This window comes from Cognatishimia maritima, assembly GCF_900129685.1.
GTDB classification, from domain to species: domain Bacteria; phylum Pseudomonadota; class Alphaproteobacteria; order Rhodobacterales; family Rhodobacteraceae; genus Cognatishimia; species Cognatishimia maritima.
In genome coordinates this window covers 167,553-188,987 of sequence record NZ_FQWM01000006.1, presented here as the reverse complement: position 1 = coordinate 188,987, position 21,435 = coordinate 167,553, and the positions used below count along the sequence as shown (strand labels likewise).

The window sequence follows — 21,435 nt, the reverse complement described above, 5'->3', positions numbered from 1 at the left end:
AAAGTAGAAAGGGATGTCCGATGACAGAAAAGATGACACCAATCAATCCAGAGTTGATCGAAGGGCAATCTGCCTTTCAGACCCACCTTGGGTATCAATTGACCCATTGGGGAGAGGGGCACGCGCGCCTCGAACAGCCACTTTCGCCCTTCTTGATGAACCGCATCGGGATTCCGCATGGCGGCAACTACGCGACCTTGCTGGACACAGTCATGGGGTTTTCGGGCGTCTATACGGGGCAGAAAAACAGGCGGCTGTTCGCCATCACGATGTCTTTGACCGTCAATTTTGTCGCGCAACCTGATGGTGACACGCTATTTGCAGAGGGTCGTGTCGTTGGCGGCGGCAATCGTAGTTTTTTCGCCGAAGGGCGCATTTTTGATGAAAATGGCGTGGTGGTCGCCCATGGTTCTGGCGCGTTTCAGCGACGAGAGGGCGCGATGCGGTGAGAAAGCAGCCATGAAATAGTTTCACAAATAGGACTATTTTTGGGATAACTTCGCGAAAAGTTTATAGAAAATGCAATTAAATTGATATTTTAAGGTTTGCCCCAGGTCGGCTACTGAAAAAGAGTATTCGGCTCTCGTTATTCTCGAAACTACAGTCTCTGAATGCGCACCGAATTTTTCATTATTCTTATCAATATGTTCTATCGTTTAATTAATGTATTTTTGTCGGAATATTCGTTGAATGGATTGTCCGGAAGAGTGGAAATTCGTCGATTGTCGATGAATGTCGTGCTTTTCATGCGAAAGAAAATTCAACGCCGGCGTTTTCTCTATTATTCAACTTATCCACATCTCCCTGAGCGTAATAGTCGTTAAAAAATATATACATAATGGCCATACATTACATACTCGCCTGATTGTATTAGAAACTTACGCACAGGCTTATACACAGCTTTTTTACAGGTCTTTCTTCAAAAGTTCGGATATAGCCGCAAAAATCGCTGCGATTTTTGCCTCGTCCATCAAATAGCTCAGGTTAAACCGCACGAACCCCGGCTTGTTGCCTTCATTGCCATCGCGGAATTCTTGGCGCAGCAATTCAGATTGCTGATCGCTAATATCCAGAAGCCGATGCACATAAGGACCGGCACAGCTACAGCCCCCCCGAGCCTGAATGCCATACTGGGACGAGAGCGCGTAGGTGAACTTTTTGTAGTCGATCAGGCTGCGATCTGGTTTGCGCGGGGCAAAGGAAAAGATGGGCAGTCCTCGTGGTGTTTGACGCCCGAGTAGCTCGGCGCCGGGAATACGTCTGAATTCATCTAGGCCACGTTTAATCAATCTTTGGTTGATCTCACCGATGGTGTCGGTGCCAATTGTTTCCTTGGCAAGGATCGCCATCGCGGCACGGATATCCCCGATGATGTTTGGCGTGCCGCCTTCCTCGCGTTGTTCAAGGCTGGCGACATAGTCGTGCGCATTTGCATTCACAAAGCGCACAGTGCCACCGCCAGGGCGATTGGGCAGGGTGTTCCGAACAGCGTCCCGGCGCATGATCAATACGCCTGACGCGCCTGGGCCACCGATAAATTTATGCGGACTGAGAACCAGCGCGTCGATCTGCGCGCCATCCGGTGCCATCGACATCGGCAGATAGGGCGCGCCAGCGGCGTAGTCCCAAATGATGCAACCGCCAAAGGATTTGACGATCTTGGTGACAGGGGCCGGGTCGGTACAGACCCCGGTAACATTTGACGCGGCTGAGAATGCGGCGACCAGCAATCCCGTACCTGAGAGTTCTTCACACACTGTCTCAAGATGTTGCAAATCGATGCCGCCTTCGGGGCCCTCGTCAATCTCAACGATCTCTGCACCGCTTTCCCGCCATGGCAGCAGATTGGAGTGGTGTTCGTAGGGACCTACCAGCACATGAACGCATTCGCCCCGCGCCAGCGCGTCTTTGATGCCAAACAAATGCACGGCTTGGTTCAACCCGGTTGTCGCGCCCGATCCGCCAAAGATGACTGCATGCTCGGCCTTGTCGCCGTTCACATGGCGCAAAACCACAGACCGTGCGTCCTCACGCAGTCGGGTCATGCGCGCACCGCAAAGGCTCTGTTCGGTATGAGAATTGGCGTAGTAAGGCAGCACATCCTGCAGGATTGCGTCCTCGACTTGGTGCAGCGCACGGCCCGAGGCCACATAATCCGCGTAGATCATCTTTTTGGGGCCAGTTGGCGTGTCGAGAATTAGATCGTCCCCGATCAGCCCCGCACGCAGAGCGGCAATCGGGTCAGCCTCTGCTTTCAAACGTGCTTCGAAATCTAAAAGTGCGGATGATGATTGCAGCATGATGTGCCTCCTTCTTTGCCGACAGAATGACAAAAAAAGCATGTGAAGTGTTAATCATATTCTTCGTTGAACTGTTCAAGTATGGGTCATATGATCGCAAAAATGGATAGTATTGATAACATTGATCGAAGAATCCTGCATGCCCTGCAGCAGAACGCAGCGCTGTCGCAACGGGACATCGCCGATAAGGTTGGGCTGTCGCAAAACGCGCTGTGGCGGCGGCTGAAGCGCCTGGAAGAAAGCGGCATCCTGCAAGGCGCGCGCATGCGGTTGGATGCCAGCAAGCTGGGCCTCGACCTGACAGTATTCGTGATGATCCGAACGCGGAAACATTCGGTCGAATGGGCAGAGGCATTTCGCAACCACGTGGCCCGCGTCCCTGAAGTGGTAGAGATGCACCGCATCGGTGGCGAGTGGGATTATATGCTGAAGGTCGTGACCAAAGGTATGTCCGGATATGACGGCGTCTATCGCAGGCTGACCAAAGATTATGAATTGGACGTCGTGACAGGGCTGTTCAGTATGGAAACCATGTTGGACGACAGGCCGCTTGATGTCTTTGGCTAGGTCCTGTCGCAAAGCCGCTGTCATAAAAAATTCATCATTAAGCGACACAATTCGCGTTGACCTGCAGGCTTCATATCAATAATTCCAGATATATGGATAAATCAGCCGCCCTTGTCGCTTTCGCCGCCCTCAGCCAAGCCTCTCGTTTGGACGCATTCCGTCTGCTGGTGCAGGCCGGAGACAACGGGAAGCTGGCCGGAGAAATCTCAGAAGCCTTAGGTGCCCGCCAAAACACCATGTCAACGAACCTGTCGGTTCTGTTGAACGCGGGCCTCTTGCGAAATGAGCGAGAGGGGCGGGCGATCCGTTACTTCGCGAACATGGACGGCCTGCAGGGCTTGCTTGGGTATCTGCTGCAGGACTGTTGCGGTGGCCAGCCTGAGCTTTGCGCGCCTTTGATTGCTGAAATCACCTGCCAGACGAGCACTTGCGGAGAAGCAAAATGACGATGAACGCGCAGGCGGAACTGACGGCGGAGCAAAGCGGCCTTGGCACATTCGAACGGCTGTTGTCGCTTTGGGTCGCTTTGGCGATTGCCGCAGGGCTCCTGCTTGGCAGCTTGCTTCCGGCGCTCTTTAGCGGGCTGGCGGCGCTTGAGGTTGCCTCTGTCAACCTGCCCGTCGCCGTTCTGATTTGGGCGATGGTCTATCCGATGATGGTCGGTGTAGATTTTTCCGCGCTCAAGCAGATCGGCGACCGGCCTAAGGGGCTTGTCATTACACTTGTCGTCAATTGGCTGATCAAACCTTTTACCATGGCCGCGCTTGGTGTTCTGTTTTTCGAAGTGATATTTGCGGGGTTGATCCCGCCAGACGATGCGCAGGCCTATCTTGCGGGTGTCATTCTTTTGGGCGCGGCCCCTTGCACGGCGATGGTGTTTGTCTGGTCAAACCTGACGCGCGGCGACGCGACCTATACGCTGGTTCAAGTGTCGGTGAATGACGTTGTGATGGTCTTTGCCTTTGCCCCGATTGTTGCGCTGCTGTTGGGTGTCAGCGATATTGCTGTGCCTTGGGATACGCTTCTGATTTCAGTTCTGCTTTACGTGGCACTGCCGTTGCTTGCAGGGGTGGCGACACGGTCTGTTTTGATGCGACGGGGTGGCGCGGCCGCAGTTGAGCAATTCCAAAGCAAGGTCAAGCCAGCCTCAATCCTTGGCCTTCTGTTGACGGTTGTGCTGCTCTTTGGGTTTCAAGGGCAGGTGATTTTGGATCGCCCGCTAGTCATTCTGCTGATCGCCATCCCATTGCTGATCCAAAGCTATGGCATCTTCTTCCTTGCCTATGGCGCTGCGCGGCTTTGGAAAGTGCCCTTTAATGTGGCGGCACCCTGCGCGCTGATTGGCACATCGAATTTCTTTGAACTGGCGGTGGCCGTCGCAATCAGCCTCTTTGGCCTAGGCTCTGGTGCAGCGCTTGCCACTGTTGTCGGCGTCTTGGTTGAGGTGCCGGTCATGCTGTCTCTTGTTGCTTTTGCCAACCGCACGCGTGGCTGGTTTCCTTCTTGATACCTGTTCAAAGGACTGAAAAGATGACGAAAATCGCAATCAATGGTCTTGGCCGCATGGGCAAACTGGTGCTGCGCCGCCTGTTTGATTTGGGGCTTGGCGGCCAGATCGCCCTGATCAATGATCCTGTCGGTGATATCGAAACCCACGCGCTCTTGCTTGAGTTTGACACGGTGCATGGCCGCTGGAACGGCGATGTCTCCCACGACCAGAACAGCATTTCCATGAACGGTCAGGCGATCCCGTTCACGCAGGAAACAAAGCCTGCCGATCTGGCGCTCAAGGGCGTTGATCTGGTGATTGAATGCTCCGGTAAATTCAAAACGGCAGAGAGCCTGCAGCCCTATTTTGATGCGGGTGTGAAGAAGGTCGTCGTCTCGGCTCCGGTCAAGATCGAGGGCGCAGCGAATATTGTGTATGGCGTCAATCACGACACCTATGACGGCCAAGATATCGTCACTGCGGCCAGCTGCACAACAAATTGCATCGCGCCGGTCGTTAAGGTGATGCTGGAAACCTTTGGGATCGAACAAGCGTCTTTCACGACAATCCATGACGTGACCAATACGCAGACCATCGTGGACAAAGCGCACAAGGACCCTCGTCGTGCACGGTCTGCGCTAAATTCGCTGATCCCAACCACAACAGGTTCTGCCAAAGCGGTTATACAGATCTTCCCAGAACTAGAGGGCCGCATCAATGGCCACGCCGTGCGCGTGCCGCTGCTGAACGCGTCCTTGACGGACATCGTCTTTGACGTGGCCCAAGATGTTACCGCTGAAGAGGTCAATGCCGCCATGAGCGAGGCCGCCAATGGTGCGCTTGCGGGCATCCTTGGTTACGAAGAGCGCCCCTTGGTCAGTTGCGATTTCACCAACGATGACCGATCCACCATTGTAGATGCGCCTTCCACCATGGTTGTGAACAAACGGCAGGTGAAGATCTACGCTTGGTATGACAACGAATGGGGTTATTGCTGCCGTTTGGCGGATATTACCAAAATGGTGGCAGAAAGCCTGTAACTGCGCGCCCGGCTTAAAGGCCGGGTTCTTTTCAGCTGGATCGATCAGATGGCAGAGACCACTCAGGACAAACCAAATGGCCTAGCGGCCTATATCACCGTCACAGCGGCCTATTGGGCTTTTATGCTGACCGATGGGGCGCTGCGGATGCTGGTGCTGTTGCACTTTCACACGTTGGGGTTCTCTCCCGTCCAGCTTGCCTATCTGTTCCTGCTTTATGAGGTCATGGGCGTCGTCACCAACCTTTCCGCAGGCTGGATTGCCGCGCGGTTTGGCCTGACCTCGACGCTTTATGCAGGGCTTGGCCTGCAGGTTGTCGCATTGGTCGCGCTAGCGCAGCTTGACCCGGCGTGGGGCCTGACCGCGTCAGTTGTTTTCGTGATGTGCGTACAGGGGCTTTCGGGCGTGGCCAAAGACCTGTCAAAAATGTCGGCAAAATCCGCGGTGAAGCTGCTGGCGCCCAAAGGGCAGGGCGGCTTGTTCCGCTGGGTCGCCATCCTGACCGGGTCAAAGAATGCGGTCAAAGGGTTTGGTTTTCTGCTGGGTGCAGCTTTGCTGGCGGTGTTTGGTTTCCTCACCGCGATCTGGTCCATGGCGGGCGTCCTGACGATCATCCTGATTGGCACTGTGATCTTCATGCCAGCGGGGCTGCCACAGGGCAAAAAAACCGCCAAGTTCTCTCAGGTTTGGTCCAAAGACCGCAACATCAACCGCCTCAGCCTCGCCCGGATGTTCCTGTTCGGGGCACGAGACGTTTGGTTCGTCGTTGGCATCCCGATCTATTTCTATGCCGTGCTGAGCGACGGCACCGAAGCCGGAAACCGCGCGGCTTTCTTCACCATCGGTACGTTTATGGCTGTCTGGATCATCCTCTATGGCTTCGTCCAAGGCCTTGCCCCAAAGCTGCTGAAAGCCGCCGAGCGTGACACTGCGCAGATTGTCCACTCCGCCATCTTCTGGGTTGGGCTATTGACCTTGGTGCCCTCCGTGTTGGCATTGGCTGTGTATCTGGAAATACCGTTTCTAACTCCTGTGGTGGTGGTTGGGCTTTTGATCTTTGGTTTCATCTTCGCGGTGAACAGTTCGGTCCACAGCTACCTAATCCTTGCCTTTACCAGCGATGAGCGGGTGACCATGGATGTGGGGTTTTATTATATGTCCAATGCTGCAGGTCGGTTGTTAGGGACATTGCTGTCAGGTGTTAGCTACCAGGTCGGCGGCCTGCCGCTCTGTCTGTTGACTGCAGGAGTTATGGCTGCGGCATCGACGCTCGCGGCGCGTAAGCTGGGCCCCTAAAGTCCACGCATTGTATCGTAAAACGCCCGCAGGAAACCTTCCGCCGCGACATCTGTTTCAAGGCGCTTACCAATGTCGCCGTCAAACAGGTTTCGCAAATTTGTAAATGCCGTGTTCACTGGGCGGTTCCGATCGGCAGACGGCACAAAGGCCATTGCGTAGCGATCAAAGAGACGGGCGCCAGTATGGGCCTCGTACACAAGGATGATATTGCGATGCAGTTTGCTGTCGCGAATACGATCAAAGCAGGCCCGCACATTATCTTCGGGGCCCTCAAGAACTTGGATAAACGTGAAGTCATGGTAGGCCACAAGGCCCGTTATGCCATCACGCTCATTGTTTCGGCGCGCCCGCTGCATCAACGCCTCAAGCTCTGCCTGCTCGGGGTTTCCGTTTGCAGTGCTCATGTAGATGATTCTGTAGAACATGCACGAAATCCTGATACTAAGATGTGGATTTAGGTCCTTTAGCCACTTTTGTCGGAAAGCGGGTTGATTGAGATCAATTCACCTCCCTTAAGGGTTGAAATGAATTGGTAGGCAATCGAGGATGTCGCGGTCGCAAAGCGAAAACTGCGTATTCCTGATCGTACAGGTGCAGCCACGGCGAAATCGCATGACAGCCATTGCGGAACGGCTTGACCAGCAAGCATTTCCGCGACATATCCGCCTGATGACAGAGCTTTCGAAAATCCGCAATTTCTCCATCGTCGCCCACATTGACCACGGGAAATCCACCCTTGCCGACCGCCTCATTCAAGAGACGGGCACAGTGGAAGATCGTGACATGAAGGCACAATTGCTGGACAGCATGGATATCGAACGTGAACGCGGTATCACCATCAAGGCCAACACCGTGCGGATCGACTACGTCGCCAATGACGGGGAGACCTATGTGTTGAACCTGATCGACACGCCGGGCCACGTCGACTTTGCTTACGAAGTCTCGCGCTCTATGCGCGCGGTTGAAGGCTCGCTGTTGGTTGTGGACTCTACCCAAGGGGTCGAGGCGCAGACGCTTGCGAACGTCTATCATGCAATCGACGCTGACCATGAAATTGTGCCGGTTCTGAACAAAATTGACTTGCCCGCATCCGATTGTGACCGCGTGGCGGAGCAGATCGAAGACGTGATCGGCATTGACGCCACCGGCGCTCTGCGGGTTTCGGCCAAGACAGGGGAAGGCATCCGCGAGACCCTGCAGGCCATCGTCGATCACCTTCCAGCCCCGAAAGGGGAGCGTGATGCACCCCTGAAAGCGATGCTGGTAGACAGTTGGTACGATTCCTACCTGGGCGTTATCGTTCTGGTCCGGATCATGGATGGCACGCTGAAAAAGGGCATGCGCGTCAAGTTCATGTCCAACGGCACGCTGCACCATGTGGACCGGATCGGCGTTTTCCGCCCGCAGATGCAGATGATCGATGAACTTGGCCCGGGCGAGATCGGGTTCTTGACCGCGTCGATCAAACAGGTCCGCGATACCCGCGTCGGTGACACGATCACCAATGACCGGAACGGGACTGACAAAGCGCTGCCCGGCTTCAAACCCGCGCAGCCCGTTGTATTCTGTGGCCTGTTCCCGGTCGACAGTTCCGAATTCGAAGACCTACGCGATGCCATTGAAAAACTGGCGCTGAACGATGCGTCTTTCTCTTTCGAAATGGAAACCTCTGCCGCGCTGGGCTTTGGCTTCCGCTGCGGCTTTCTGGGCCTCTTGCACCTCGAAGTGATCCGCGACCGGATCGAACGCGAATACAACATCGAACTGATCACCACCGCGCCTTCGGTGATCTATCGCATCTTTATGAAGGCCAAAGAGGGCGAAGAGCCCGAGATGATCGAGCTGCACAACCCCGCTGACATGCCCGATCTGTCAAAGGTTGACCACCTCGAAGAGCCGCGCATCAAGGCGACTATTCTGGTGCCAGATGAGTATCTCGGCGATGTATTGAAACTCTGCCAAGACCGCCGCGGCATTCAAGAAAACCTGACCTACGCCGGCTCTCGCGCGATGGTGGTCTATGACCTGCCACTCAATGAGGTGGTGTTTGATTTCTATGACCGCCTGAAATCCGTGACCAAGGGCTATGCGTCTTTTGACTATCAGATGACGGGCTACCGCGAGGATAACCTCGTGAAAATGTCGATCCTTGTGAATGACGAACCGGTGGATGCGCTTTCCACGATGGTGCACCGCGACCGCGCCGAGATGCGTGGCCGGGCGATGTGTGAAAAGCTCAAGGATCTGATCCCGCGTCACATGTTCAAAATCCCGATCCAAGCGGCGATTGGCGGCAAGGTGATCGCGCGCGAGACACTGTCAGCGCTGCGCAAAGACGTGACCGCGAAATGCTACGGCGGCGACGCAACCCGGAAGAAGAAACTGCTGGAGAAGCAGAAAGCGGGTAAAAAGAAGATGCGCCAGTTTGGTAAGGTAGATATCCCGCAGGAAGCGTTTATTTCTGCGTTGAAAATGGACGACTAACAAGCAAGACTTGCTCTAAATATTTTGGAGTAAGTAATTGTATCTAATGTATGTCGATGAAAGTGGTGATCCCGGCAACAATACTGCTCAATCGGACTATTTTTGTTTGTCCGGCTTGGTGGTCCACGAAAGCGAATGGAGAGCGTTTATTGACCGGCTAGTTGCATTTCGTCAAACTATGCGTTCGGTTTATGGGCTCCCACTTCGCACAGAAATTCATGCAGTTGAGATCGTTCGAAAGAACCAATTTGACATAGCAAAACATCACCGTCTGGCTATTCTTAGAAATTACTTAGATGAGCTCTCTAAGCTCAATTCGATTTCGATTACAAATGTCGTTGTAAACAAAGCGAATAAGCCAGCTGATTTTGATATTTTCTCGGCGGCTTGGAGCACCTTATTTCAAAGGTTTGAGAATACGATCGCGCACGGAAACTTTCCGGGAGGCTATAAGCGCTCCTATGGTTTAGTGTTTACCGATGCAACATCTGGGAAAAAACTGACTTCGATCATGCGGCGAATGTCTGTTTATAATCCAATTCCAAATCGCTGGGGTGGCGGTTTCAACAATTCGCCAATTGTAAGAATTATCGAGGACCCTTCGGAGCGAAACTCCAAGGCGTCTTTGCCGATCCAAAGTTGTGACGTGGTTGCATACTTTTTACATCAAAGACTTCGACCCAATTCCTACATTAGAAAGAAAGGTGCGTCTAAGTATTTTGACAGACTCGATCCTGTGCTAAATAAACTAGCTTCCGCGAAGGATCCGCAAGGCATTGTGTTTATTTGAAAAATAAGGGCGGACAGTTTCCTGTCCGCCGGGACGATCCTACTTCTAGGTTGTGCCTAGTTTCAGATCGTACACAATATATATCCACTCGAGTGGATAAATTCCACTACTAATGCTGATTTATCCTCAGCTTATCCGCGTCATGATGTTTCAAGCTTGAAGCTTTAGCTAGGTTATCAAATGCATCGGCATGGGCAGCGCCCGAACCGCCCCCATGGGCGGGCGCTTTGCACCCACCCCGGGCCGGGCGCTGGGGTTAGTTGAGACGTTTTGATTTTGGCAAGCTGTGCTTTGCTTTCGCTCGAGATCAGACGCTGGGCCGAATGTCAGCCGTAGGGTGGGGTTTTACCCCACCGATTTTCCATGTCCAAACGTGATTATGGTGGGGTGAAACCCCACCCCACGACCAGCCACAGTGTCGGATTTGCCCGGTTTCGAAAAATTCACAACCACCCAGCGAAACCCACCTTGCCCGCGCCGAATAAACCATGTTTAGCTGCCACTGCAGCCCCTCAAAAGGCCGCGCTATAATAAGCGAGCACATGGACGATCAAGAACCATCTGGCCTCGATCACCTTCGGGCAAACCGTCTGCGGATCGGCTTTTCCTTTTTCCTGAGCTTTCTCGAAACCGGCATCAGCCTATGCTACCCATGGGCCACGGGCTATGCCGTTAACGGGTTGAAACAAGACAATTATCTGTCGCTGGGCCTGTTGATCGTCACATGGCTGGCGCATATCGCGATTTCGTCGGGTAAGCAGGCGTTTGATACGCGGATGTATTCCAAATTGAACGCCACGATTTCTTATGAGGTGGTCGATTACGAAAAGGATTCTGGCACCGGCGTCAGTATGATTTCAGCTCGGGTCGAGATGATCGAGGAACTGGTGGATTTCTTCGAACAATACTTCCCAATGCACATCGCCACTATTGTCGGTATTCTCGGCAGCCTAGTTTTTCTGTTCTTCTATGATGTCGTTTCGGGGATGCTTGTGCTGCTGCTATTGCTGCCGATCGCGGGGTGGAACGTCTATATGGGGCTTCGCGCCTTTCGCACCAACAAACGCCTGAACACCGAATGGGAGAAGCAGGTGCGCGTTGTGGCAGGGCGGCGCAAGAATAAGTGGAAGGTGCATTTTCTGCGTATGGCAAAGTGGCGCATTCGCTTGTCTGACATGAACCTTGCGGGGTGGCTGCCAGCGCAGTTTCTGTTGTTGGGGGCCGCAGTGTTTGTGCTGATCCGGTTCAGCACCAATGATGCGTTTTTGGCGGGCGATATCCTTGCGGTCGTTGCTTACATCTATGTGATCGAACGCGCGGTGGATGAATTGCCGGATATTGCACAGCAGATCGGGCGGTTAATCGACATCGCGCGGCGGTTGGGGCAGGTCTAGGCGCGACCGATTCCCCCTGAAATTCGGATGATTCTGGGCAGCACCCCAGATTTTCGGGAGCGCCGCAATGCAGCATCCTTTCAATTCTCAAACTTTCTTTTTCAACAAGCCAACCCAGCCAAAAATCGACCAAAATTCCACTTATCCACAGGAAATCCACAAGTCTTTCCAAGGGGTTGCCCTCAGAAAAGTGACATAACGAACAATATTTTTCTTGTCAGGTCGGCGGATCAAATGCCAACCTGATTTCAACGCAAGAGAGCAAACGAAGCGATCAGCAGATCACCTCAGACACTCTCAAGCGGGACGCAAAGGCCTCTTGGGGCTGGCGCGGGAACGGGGAGGCGACAATCCATTCTCGCACGGGGCGCGGCGGTGCAAATCGCGGTGGTCCATCCGAACCAGGACGCTGGCCGAAACAACGGGCCCTCTTTCAGAGATCACCCTGCGGGAAGGCAGTGTAGAAAACCTTTGTGTGGGTCGGTTCTGATGCCGGTCTCTTGGATGATGTCTTCGGACTAAACTCCAGGCGCTTGTATCAGACGGCTGTCGGCGGGTTCGCCCGTTGGTGGTTGAACGCCGGCTAGGGTGGAACGTCCCTTTGGTTTGCCCTTCGGGGTCTGCCCCATTGGAACGTATCCCGCGTGCGAAGGCTCGTCGGAGCGTTTGCATTTGAATGAAGTGGTTTGGCTGGTTGTCCCGTGTGGAATACCGCTGGCCCTACATTCTAGGAAGGCGTCAGGGATTGGGGTTTCGGCCCCGCTGCGAGGACCGCGTCTAAGCACCTGACGTCTTCTCTTATTTTGGGAATTCGGTACATGAAACATGTCGGGCATTGCTCGGTTTCTTTGTGCTGAACAAGCGTTAGAAACTGAGCCTAAAAACAGAGACGGGGCCCGTTGCAAAAGCAATGAGCCCCGTGCGTCAGTTCTGCATACCGCGTCTTATGCACCTGTAGGGCATGGATATCGGTGTCTCACGCCAAAATCAACTACATATTGCGTCTGATGGCCGATTTTGTGGCAGCTGTTACGCCCGCGCCAACCAAGCGCGGACAGTTGCGATGAATTCGGTTGACTTTTCTGCATGGAGCCAATGCCCTGCGCCCGAGATTTTCACGAATTTCGCATGCGGAAAAAAAGCGCGGATGCGCGGTCGGTGTTCCGGCAAGACATAGTCAGAATCAGCACCCGACAGGAACAATGTCGCGCCCTTGTATGTGCCGGTGACATCCTCTGGGAAGCCCATGATTTTGGACATCTCAGCCTCAAGCACATCAAGGTTCAGCCGCCATTTGCGCGCCTTCAGGTCAAGCGACTGCGTAAAGAACGACCGCAGCGTTGGGTCCTCAACACCCGCGTCCGCAAGCTGTTCCAGCGCGTCAGAGCGTTTGTCGACAATGTTCAGGTCGACCTTTTTCATTGCATGGATGAACGGTAATTGCGTGTGCCCATAGGCGACTGGTGCGATATCTGCGACGATCAAGCGGTTCACAAGCTCTGCATGGTGCAGTGCCGTCACCATCGCGGCCTTGCCCCCCATCGAGTGGCCTAGGACATCCGCCGGTCCGATCTCATGCAAAACAGTCGCCAAGTCACCTGCCAGATCAGCGTATGTGTGGCTGTCGTGCCAGTCTGACATGCCGTGGTTGCGCATGTCGACAGCGATGACCTGCCGCTCATCCGACAGCTTCTTGGACACCACACCCCAGTTCCGTGCGGAGCCATAAAGCCCATGCACGATCAATAGTGGCGGGCGGTCGGTTGGTTCACCATGTGTGATCATATTCAGCATGCGACTGATGTATCACAGCCCGCACGAGGGACAAGAGAGCAGCGACAAGCCCTGCGAAGTGGCTATGAAAGTGCGGCAGCGGTCGCGGTCGCGGACCGGGGGCGTCGTGTGTCGCTCCGTAGAGCCTCTCGCATCACTAGCGTCACAGAAACAAAGCTAACATAGAGGAGCAGATACCAGGACCCCAGTTTGGCAAAGCTGACCCACTGGTCAGGCGATTGCCCGTGGTAGAGCCATGTCGCAGACAAGGTCCCGACGTTTTCGGCAAGCCACATAAAGATGCTGGACAGAAAAGCAGCGAATGGCAGGGGGCAATAATAGCGTGTTTGGGCGATGCGAAAGGTGACGCGCGTTTTGAAGAACAACAGGATCGTCGCGGCAAAAAGCGCCCAACGGATATCGTACCAGAAATGATGCGCGAAAAAATTGATGTAGATCGCTGCCGCCAAAAGGAATGTCAGGACAAGCGGCGGGTAATTTGTGAAGCGGATGTCAAACAATCGGATCACGCGGGCCAGATAGCTTCCTACAGAGGCATACATAAACCCGGAGAACAGAGGCACATTCCAAAGTTTTAGCAGACCCTCTTCGGGATAGTGCCAGCTTCCGGCGTTGACCTTGAAAACTTCCATCACCGTGGCGATCAAGTGAAACAGCAGGATCACCTTGGCCTCTTGCAGGGTTTCCAGCCGGAAGACCAACATCACGATCTGCCAGCCAACGGCCCATAGGACCAGCGCGTCATAGCGTGCCAGCGGCCAATCCGCTTGCCAGAACAGCGAACTGAAATAGATGCCGATCAGAAGGAGAATTGCATAGATACTTGCCCAAGCTTGTTTCAGCCAGAACACGCAGAATTCCATCACGGGGCGGGGCAGATGGGCACGAAACCAATGCCCGATTTCGTTCTCTAGATCGGTGGTTGTCTTCATGGAATTACATGGACCGGAAATCGCCTCGCTGTCCAGCAGCGGCGCGGAAATGCGCAGAAATATGCCAAAATAAATGAAAACCGCGCGTCTTTAAGGGACGCGCGGCGAATTATTTTAGGGTTTGACTTAGAGGTTGTCGTACATCGGGAAACGGGCGCAAAGCTCTGCGACTTCGGCTTTCACTTTTGCTTCGACCTCGGCATTGCCTTCTTCGCCATTGGCTGCAAGGCCGTCGACCACTTCGACAATCCAATCGGCGATCTGGCGGAACTCGGCCTCGCCGAAACCGCGGGTTGTACCCGCTGGAGTGCCGAGGCGCAGACCAGATGTGACCATTGGTTTTTCTGGGTCAAACGGGATGCCGTTTTTGTTGGCCGTGATATGCGCACGTCCCAAGGCTTTCTCGGTCGCGTTGCCTTTCACGCCTTTGGGGCGCAGGTCGACCAGCATAACGTGCGTGTCGGTGCCGCCGGTGACGATGTCCAGACCGCCCTTCATCAATTGATCTGCCAGTGCAACCGCGTTTGCGCGGACTTGCTTTTGGTAGGTCTTGAATTCTGGACGCAGCGCTTCTCCAAAAGCCACGGCTTTGGCTGCAATGACGTGCATCAGCGGGCCGCCTTGGATGCCGGGGAAGATCGCAGAGTTCACTTTCTTCGCGATATCGGCGTTGTTGGTCAGGATCATGCCGCCACGAGGGCCGCGCAGGGTTTTGTGCGTGGTTGTGGTCGCCACGTCTGCATACGGGAATGGGGAAGGGTGCTCGCCCGCCGCAACCAGACCCGCGAAGTGCGCCATGTCAACCATCAGGTACGCGCCAACGGAATCAGCAATTTCGCGGAATTTCGCAAAGTCGATCTGGCGTGGGATCGCGGAACCACCTGCGATGATCAGCTTTGGCTGATGCTCGGTCGCCAGTGCTTGCACTTCGTCATAGTCAATCAACTGGTCTTGCTTACGCACACCGTATTGGACGGCGTTGAACCACTTGCCGGATTGGTTTGGTGCTGCGCCGTGGGTCAGGTGACCACCGGAGGCAAGGTTCATGCCCAGAATGGTGTCGCCCGGTTTTATCAGCGCATTAAACGCACCTTGGTTAGCCTGAGAGCCAGAGTTTGGCTGCACGTTCACGAATTCACAGCCAAACAGCTGTTTCGCGCGATCGATGGCCAGGTTTTCCGCCACATCCACATATTGGCAACCGCCATAGTAACGACGACCTGGATAGCCTTCTGCATATTTGTTGGTCAGTACAGATCCCTGTGCCTCCATCACGGCTGCAGACACAATGTTTTCCGAGGCAATCAGCTCGATCTCGTCGCGCTGGCGGCCCAGTTCATCGGTGATAGAGCCAAACAGCTCTGGATCACGGCTGGCAAGGGATTCAGTGAAAAATCCAGCGTCACGGGTGGTGGCGGTCATGTTAGGCGACTCCAATTAAGGTCAATTGCGCGATTTCCTATAGGAAACTTCATGGGTGGGGAAGGACAGAATGCGGCATGATTGCCATTCAGAGCGGCAAGACTGGCTTAATGGGTAAACTTGTGTTTCTTTCGGAACCACATGACGGTCTTTGGAAACAGGAATCGCAGCAGAACAATGGCTCAGAGAATCGCCTTTCTCGCGTCCGACGCGCCCCTCGCGCAGTCCGGTCGCGACGCCTTGATTGCCCGCTATGGCACCTGTGATCCCGAAGAGGCCGAGGTCATCGTCGCGCTTGGCGGGGATGGATTTATGCTGCAGACCCTGCACAGCACGCAGGACCTAGATGCGCCGGTCTATGGCATGAACCGCGGAACAGTTGGCTTCTTGATGAACGAATATCACGAGGACGACCTGCTGGATCGTCTGGCGCTGGCGGAAGAAGAAGAGATCAACCCGCTGTCGATGCGCGCAACAACTGCCAGCGGCGACATTCACGAGGCGCTTGCGATCAATGAAGTCTCGATGCTGCGGCAGGGGCCACAGGCTGCAAAGCTGCGCATCTGGATTGATGAGCGGTTGCGCTTGGATGAACTGGTGTGTGACGGGGCCTTGCTGTCCACACCGGCAGGATCAACGGCGTATAACTACTCTGCCCATGGGCCAATCCTGCCAATAGGCTCGGATGTGCTTGCGTTGACGGCGATTGCGCCCTTCCGGCCGCGACGTTGGCGCGGTGCCTTGGTGCGCAAAAGCTCTGTTGTGCGGTTTGAAGTGATGAATCCGCAAAAACGACCTGTGATGGCCGATGCCGATAGCCGTTCCGTGCGCGATGTTGTCTCTGTCGAGGTCCGGTCAGAACCCGCCGTCGCCCATCGTATCCTATTTGATCCGGGGCATGGGTTGGAAGAACGGCTGATCCGCGAACAATTCGTCTGAGCAAAGAAAAACGGGCGCAAAAGCGCCCGTCCTAATCAAATGTCAGATCTCAATCTGGCTTATGCCAGTTCGAGGCTGCCTGCGCTTTCGCGGCCGTCACGGCCGGATTGCAGTTCGTAGGTGACTTTTTGATTGTCAGCCAGACCTTGAAGGCCAGAGTCTTGGACCGCGCGGATGTGTACGAATACATCTTTGCCGCCATCTTCTGGTGCAATAAAGCCGTAGCCTTTGTCAGTGTTAAACCATTTCACGGTACCTGTAGGCATTACCGTTCTCCTTAAATATTGCCCGCTCGCGACGTGCGACGGGTCCTTGGCGTCTGTGCAGAAATCGAATGCGTGGGTCGCCATAGGCTAAGACAGGTAAACGATAGAAGGCACTTCGTGCGCGGCTGTGATGGCATGCTTGGGCGGCGATGTCAAAGGCTAAGCGTTGGCGTATCCAATCGTTTTAAGCGCTGTTGCAATCTCATCTAAAACCGCGGGATCGTCGATCGTGGCTGGCATTTTCCAGTTTTTCCCATCTGCAATCGACACCATGGTGCCACGCAATATCTTTCCCGACCGTGTTTTGGGTAACCGGTTGACCACCACGGCTTTCTTGAAAGCCGCGACCGGACCGATTTGGGTGCGGACCTGCGTGACCACTTCTTTCACGATGTCCTCTGCTGGGCGGTCGCAGCCTGCGTTTAGACAAAGGAAACCGACCGGTGTTTGCCCCTTCAAAGCGTCAGAGGCGCCGATGACAGCGCATTCGGCAACATCCGGGTGGCTGGCCAAGACCTCTTCCATCGCGCCCGTAGACAGGCGGTGACCGGCGACGTTTATCACGTCATCGGTGCGCGCCATGATGTAAAGGTAACCGTCTTTGTCTTTCATCCCCGCATCGCCAGTCTCGTAGTAGCCGGGAAAGGCGGTGAGATAGGCTGATTTGAACCGCTCTTCAGCGTTCCACAGCGTGGGTAACGTGCCCGGAGGCAGGGGCAGCTTTATGGCGATGGCACCGAGGTCCCCGTCTGGCACGGGATGGCCGTCTTCGCCAAGAATGACAACGTCGTAGCCGGGCATCGGTTTGGCAGGGGAGCCAAGTTTGACGGGCAATTCCTCGAGGCCCAGCGGGTTGGCCGCAATCGCCCAGCCGGTTTCGGTTTGCCACCAATGGTCAATCACGGGGACGTTCAGATGGGTTTGCGCCCAGGTGATCGTGTCAGGGTCAGCCCGTTCGCCCGCAAGGTAGATCTGTTTCAGGCTGCTGAGGTCATAATTCTTGATCAATTCCCCTGCCGGGTCTTCACGTTTGACCGCACGAAGGGCAGTAGGGGCCGTAAAGAACGACGTCACCTTGTGCTCGGAGATCACGCGCCAGAAGGTGCCTGCGTCGGGCGTGCCGACCGGCTTGCCTTCGAACACAATCGTCGTGTTGCCGTGAATCAGCGGGCCATAGCAAATGTAGGAATGCCCCACGACCCAACCCACGTCAGACGCCGCCCAGAACACATCACCCGGTTTGACGTTATAGATTGCCTCCATTGTCCAGTTCAGGGCCACAAGCTGACCTGCTGTGTGGCGGACAACACCTTTGGGCTGGCCTGTCGTGCCCGAAGTGTAGAGAATGTAGGAGGGGTGATTGCCCTCGACAGGGAGGCAGTCGGCGGGCGTCACGCCCTCCTGAAACCCGTGATAATCAAAGTCGTGTCCTTCGATCATCGGGGCTGTTTGTTGGTCGCGTTGTAGGATCACGCAGAATTCGGGGTTGTGGGTTGCGGTCTCTATCGCGGCATCCAGAAGCGGCTTGTATTCTACAATGCGCCCCGGTTCGAGGCCGCAAGAGGCTGCGATCACTGCCTTGGGGGTCGCGTCATCGATGCGCACTGCAAGTTCATTGGCGGCAAATCCACCAAAGACCACCGAATGGATCGCACCAATCCGACCGCAAGCGAGCATTGCTTCCAAAGCTTCAGGGATCATTGGCATATAAATCAGAACGCGGTCGCCTTTTTCCACGCCCTGCGCCCGCAGCGCGCCGGCAAGGTTTGCGACGCGTGTTTTAAGATCAGAGAAAGTGATCTCGCACTTTGCGCCAGAGATTGGGCTGTCATAGATGATTGCAACAGCGTCGCCGCGTCCGGCCTCAACATGTCGGTCAACCGCGTTCCAACACGTGTTGACGGTGCCGTCGGCGAACCATTCAAACAGCCCGTCGCCTTTGTCAGTCAGCGCTTTGGTCGGCGGCGTGTCCCAGTCAATGGCAGCGGCGGCCTGCATCCAAAATGCTTCTGGATCCGCTTTCCAGGCATCGTAAACGTCTTGATATGGCATGTTGTCTTCTCCCTAGCGCAAGCCTAGTGGGCACGGCTCTATGCTGTAAAGAATTTGGCATAGGAAGGGCGTCAGCTTTGTCAGGAAATTTTCTGTTAGCGCTGAAATGGATTGTAAATTTTAGAGTAATTATGTGAATATTTGGATATAGGATTATGAAATATATGGAAAAAATGTTTACACACCCCTTGAGCGGGATGTGTAAATTTACCTCGGTTTTGTCACAAAATCAGCCGTAGTGATCCACGGGTGTACCTGCGATTGCGGCCATGTTCAAAAGCCCGCGCGCGGTGATGGATGGCGTCACAATATGCGCTCGGTTGCCCATGCCCATTAGGATCGGTCCAACCGCAATGGCGCCCGCTTTTGATTTTAGGATATTGCGGGTCGCAGACGCAGCATCTGCATGACCGAAGATCAAGACATTCGCTGGCCCGCTGAGCCGGCTGTCAGGCAAAAGGCGCGCACAAATTTCTGGGTCGAGCGCTGCATCAACGTTCATCTCGCCTTCGTATTCAAAGTTCGTTTCCAGGCGATCAAGCAGTGCAATTGCCTCGCGTAGTCGTTTGCCAGACCCTTCGCGCTGGTTGCCGAACTGAGATTGCGAACAGAAAGCGATCCGAGGCTCAACGCCGAAACGGCGTGCGTGACGTGCGGCCCCCTGGGCCACCATGGCCAGATTCTCGGGCGTCGGCAGGGACCAGACGTGGGTGTCCGCGATGAACAATGGCCCGTCTTCCATGATCATCAGCGACAGAGCACCATGGGGGGAATGGGTTTCATCGCCTAGCACCTGATTGACGTAATCCAGATGCCAGCGGAATTCGCCGAACGCGCCGCAGATCAGGCTATCGGCCTCACCGCGATGCACCATGACTGCACCAATCGCCGTTGTGTTGGTGCGCATGATGGCGCGGGCAATATCCGGGGTTACCCCTTTGCGCGCTGTGATGCTGTGGTAGGTCTCCCAATAATCCCGATAACGCGGGTCGTTTTCTGGGTTCACAATGTCAAAGTCGCTGCCCGGGCGGATGGTAAGCCCCAAACGTTCACATCTGCGCTCAACCACCTCGGGACGGCCAATCAGGATGGGCTTCTCTGTCGTTTCTTCCAAAATGGCCTGCGCCGCGCGCAGGACGCGTTCATCTTCACCTTCCGAGAAGACGATTTTCCGGGAGGCCGTGCGCGCCGCTTCAAACACTGGGCGCATGAGCAGGGCGGACTTAAAGACCGACTGGTTCAGCCGTTCAACATAATCTTCAAGATCATCAATAGGCCGGGTCGCGACACCGCTTTCCATCGCGGCTTTTGCGACAGCGGCAGAAACGACACCCACAAGGCGCGGATCAAAAGGTTTCGGGATCAGGTAGTCCGCGCCAAAGGTCAGCTCTTCGCCTTGATAGGCGGCTGCAGCCTCGGCAGAGGTCGTCGCGCGCGCAAGTTCGGCAATGCCTTCAACGCAGGCGATTTTCATCGAGTCGTTGATTTCGGTCGCGCCGACATCCAATGCCCCGCGGAAAATGAAGGGGAAGCACAGTACGTTGTTGACCTGATTGGGAAAATCGCTGCGGCCCGTCGCGATGATCGCGTCAGGAGCGACCTCGCGCGCAAGGTCCGGCATGATTTCCGGTGTTGGGTTCGCAAGGGCAAAGATGATGGGGCGTGCCGCCATTTTAGCCACCATCTCTGGCTTCAGAACGCGCGGCCCGGACAGGCCAAGGAAGAGGTCCGCACCGTCGATCACGTCGTCCAAAGCGCGCAGATCGGATTTCTGCGCAAAAGCCGCCTTTTGCGGGTTCATGTCTTCGGTCCGGCCTTCGTAGACCAACCCATGAATGTCGCAAAGCCAAACGTTTTCGCGTTTCACACCCAGTTTCAGCAGCATATTCAAGCAGGCGATGCCAGCAGCGCCGCCGCCGGTTGAGACGATCTTGATATCCTCAAAAGATTTGCCCGCAACCCGCAAGGCATTGGTCGCTGCCGCGCCAACAACAATCGCGGTGCCGTGCTGGTCATCGTGGAAAACCGGGATATTCATGCGTTTGCGGCAGATGTCTTCGACAATAAAACAATCCGGCGCCTTGATGTCTTCAAGGTTGATCGCCCCAAAGGTCGGTCCTAACGCGCAGACGATATCTGCCAGTTTCTCAGGGTCGCTTTCGTCGACTTCGATGTCAAAGCAATCGATATTGGCAAAGTTCTTGAATAGAACGGCCTTGCCCTCCATCACTGGCTTGGAGGCCAGCGCGCCAATATTGCCCAGACCAAGGACGGCGCTGCCGTTAGACACAACGGCAACCAAATTTCCCCGCGCGGTATAGCGGCTGGCATTGGCTTCATCAGCTTTGATTTCTAGGCAGGCCTCAGCGACACCGGGGGAATAGGCGCGTGAAAGATCCCGCCCGTTCGCGAGGGGTTTGGTCGCGCGAATTTCCAGTTTTCCGGGCTTCGGAAACTCATGGTAGGCAAGCGCTGCCTGACGTTGCGGGTCATTTGATGTGTCGCTCACGCGGCCCTCCCTAAATTTTGTTTAGCCTTAAACTAATTTCTCAAACCTGTGAAAGCGGCGTCTTGCCTCAGGCTTTCGCTTGCATCTCGAACCGTTCGACACCAGTGTTTTGCCATATGCGACGAACTGTCAACGGTTGCTGTTTTTGACCGACAGGT

18 protein-coding genes are annotated in these 21,435 nt (G+C 54.9%); 10 read left to right on the top strand and 8 right to left on the bottom strand.

Annotation, left to right across the window (positions count from 1 at the left end):
* Positions 1-20: 20 nt before the first annotated feature.
* Positions 21-449: a PaaI family thioesterase gene (locus tag BUA39_RS13275; protein ID WP_242648601.1), complete on the top strand. Its 429-nt coding sequence runs from the start codon at positions 21-23 to the stop codon at positions 447-449.
* Between the two features lie 456 nt (positions 450-905).
* Here the strand turns inward: BUA39_RS13275 and BUA39_RS13270 are convergent, their stop codons facing one another.
* The gene (locus tag BUA39_RS13270) at positions 906-2,300 is read right to left on the bottom strand and encodes an aminotransferase class V-fold PLP-dependent enzyme (protein WP_072793692.1); all 1,395 of its coding nucleotides are present in this window, start codon (positions 2,298-2,300) and stop codon (positions 906-908) included.
* A 102-nt stretch (positions 2,301-2,402) separates the two neighbouring features.
* Between BUA39_RS13270 and BUA39_RS13265 the strand changes: the two genes are divergently transcribed.
* The 5 genes from BUA39_RS13265 (at position 2,403) to arsJ (ending at position 6,692) form a co-directional block, all read left to right on the top strand.
* Positions 2,403-2,867 carry an Lrp/AsnC family transcriptional regulator gene (locus tag BUA39_RS13265; RefSeq protein ID WP_110721858.1) on the top strand — a complete coding sequence of 155 codons (465 nt, stop codon included), beginning with the start codon at positions 2,403-2,405 and terminating at the stop codon, positions 2,865-2,867.
* Positions 2,868-2,959: 92 nt separating this feature from the next.
* Complete coding sequence (locus tag BUA39_RS13260) at positions 2,960-3,313, top strand: ArsR/SmtB family transcription factor (protein ID WP_072793691.1); 354 nt, start codon at positions 2,960-2,962, stop codon at positions 3,311-3,313.
* Positions 3,310-4,374, top strand: coding sequence for an ACR3 family arsenite efflux transporter (arsB, locus tag BUA39_RS13255; protein ID WP_072793690.1), 1,065 nt, complete (start codon positions 3,310-3,312; stop codon positions 4,372-4,374). The genes BUA39_RS13260 and arsB overlap by 4 nt, the downstream gene beginning before the upstream one ends.
* Positions 4,375-4,397: 23 nt before the next feature.
* The gene (locus tag BUA39_RS13250) at positions 4,398-5,396 is read left to right on the top strand and encodes an ArsJ-associated glyceraldehyde-3-phosphate dehydrogenase (protein ID WP_072793689.1); all 999 of its coding nucleotides are present in this window, start codon (positions 4,398-4,400) and stop codon (positions 5,394-5,396) included.
* A 48-nt stretch (positions 5,397-5,444) separates the two neighbouring features.
* A complete protein-coding gene (gene arsJ, locus BUA39_RS13245; RefSeq protein ID WP_072793688.1) occupies positions 5,445-6,692 on the top strand; it encodes an organoarsenical effux MFS transporter ArsJ in 1,248 nt (415 codons plus the stop codon).
* Here the strand turns inward: arsJ and BUA39_RS13240 are convergent.
* Positions 6,689-7,120, bottom strand: coding sequence for a BLUF domain-containing protein (locus tag BUA39_RS13240; RefSeq protein WP_072793687.1), 432 nt, complete (start codon positions 7,118-7,120; stop codon positions 6,689-6,691). The two genes, arsJ and BUA39_RS13240, sit on opposite strands and share 4 nt — an antisense overlap.
* 244 nt (positions 7,121-7,364) lie before the next feature.
* Between BUA39_RS13240 and lepA the strand changes: the two genes are divergently transcribed.
* The 3 genes from lepA (at position 7,365) to BUA39_RS13225 (ending at position 11,363) form a co-directional block, all read left to right on the top strand.
* Positions 7,365-9,179: a translation elongation factor 4 gene (gene lepA / locus BUA39_RS13235; protein WP_072793745.1), complete on the top strand. Its 1,815-nt coding sequence runs from the start codon at positions 7,365-7,367 to the stop codon at positions 9,177-9,179.
* A 46-nt stretch (positions 9,180-9,225) separates the two neighbouring features.
* On the top strand, positions 9,226-9,969 hold the full coding sequence (locus BUA39_RS13230; RefSeq protein ID WP_072793686.1) for a DUF3800 domain-containing protein: 744 nt from the start codon (positions 9,226-9,228) through the stop codon (positions 9,967-9,969).
* 542 nt (positions 9,970-10,511) lie between these two features.
* A complete protein-coding gene (locus BUA39_RS13225; RefSeq protein WP_072793685.1) occupies positions 10,512-11,363 on the top strand; it encodes an ABC transporter six-transmembrane domain-containing protein in 852 nt (283 codons plus the stop codon).
* A 1,029-nt stretch (positions 11,364-12,392) separates the two neighbouring features.
* On the opposite strand, the gene BUA39_RS13220 is transcribed toward BUA39_RS13225, so the two are convergent.
* From BUA39_RS13220 to glyA, 3 genes are all read right to left on the bottom strand, one after another.
* Positions 12,393-13,157 carry an alpha/beta fold hydrolase gene (locus BUA39_RS13220; protein WP_072793684.1) on the bottom strand — a complete coding sequence of 255 codons (765 nt, stop codon included), beginning with the start codon at positions 13,155-13,157 and terminating at the stop codon, positions 12,393-12,395.
* A 62-nt stretch (positions 13,158-13,219) separates the two neighbouring features.
* Complete coding sequence (locus BUA39_RS13215; protein WP_072793683.1) at positions 13,220-14,089, bottom strand: DUF817 domain-containing protein; 870 nt, start codon at positions 14,087-14,089, stop codon at positions 13,220-13,222.
* A gap of 126 nt (positions 14,090-14,215) precedes the next feature.
* Positions 14,216-15,511 (bottom strand): serine hydroxymethyltransferase, encoded by a 1,296-nt coding sequence (gene glyA, locus BUA39_RS13210; RefSeq protein WP_072793682.1) that lies wholly within the window; start codon positions 15,509-15,511, stop codon positions 14,216-14,218.
* 177 nt (positions 15,512-15,688) lie between these two features.
* Here glyA and BUA39_RS13205 point away from each other — a divergent pair, with 177 nt between their 5' ends.
* Positions 15,689-16,450 carry an NAD kinase gene (locus BUA39_RS13205; protein ID WP_072793681.1) on the top strand — a complete coding sequence of 254 codons (762 nt, stop codon included), beginning with the start codon at positions 15,689-15,691 and terminating at the stop codon, positions 16,448-16,450.
* A gap of 59 nt (positions 16,451-16,509) precedes the next feature.
* Here BUA39_RS13205 and BUA39_RS13200 read toward each other — a convergent pair whose 3' ends face one another.
* From BUA39_RS13200 to BUA39_RS13190, 3 genes are all read right to left on the bottom strand, one after another.
* Positions 16,510-16,716 carry a cold-shock protein gene (locus tag BUA39_RS13200; protein ID WP_072793680.1) on the bottom strand — a complete coding sequence of 69 codons (207 nt, stop codon included), beginning with the start codon at positions 16,714-16,716 and terminating at the stop codon, positions 16,510-16,512.
* Between the two features lie 159 nt (positions 16,717-16,875).
* On the bottom strand, positions 16,876-18,768 hold the full coding sequence (locus tag BUA39_RS13195; RefSeq protein WP_072793679.1) for a propionyl-CoA synthetase: 1,893 nt from the start codon (positions 18,766-18,768) through the stop codon (positions 16,876-16,878).
* A 229-nt stretch (positions 18,769-18,997) separates the two neighbouring features.
* Positions 18,998-21,277: an NADP-dependent malic enzyme gene (locus BUA39_RS13190; RefSeq protein ID WP_072793678.1), complete on the bottom strand. Its 2,280-nt coding sequence runs from the start codon at positions 21,275-21,277 to the stop codon at positions 18,998-19,000.
* Between the last annotated feature and the right edge of the window lie 158 nt (positions 21,278-21,435).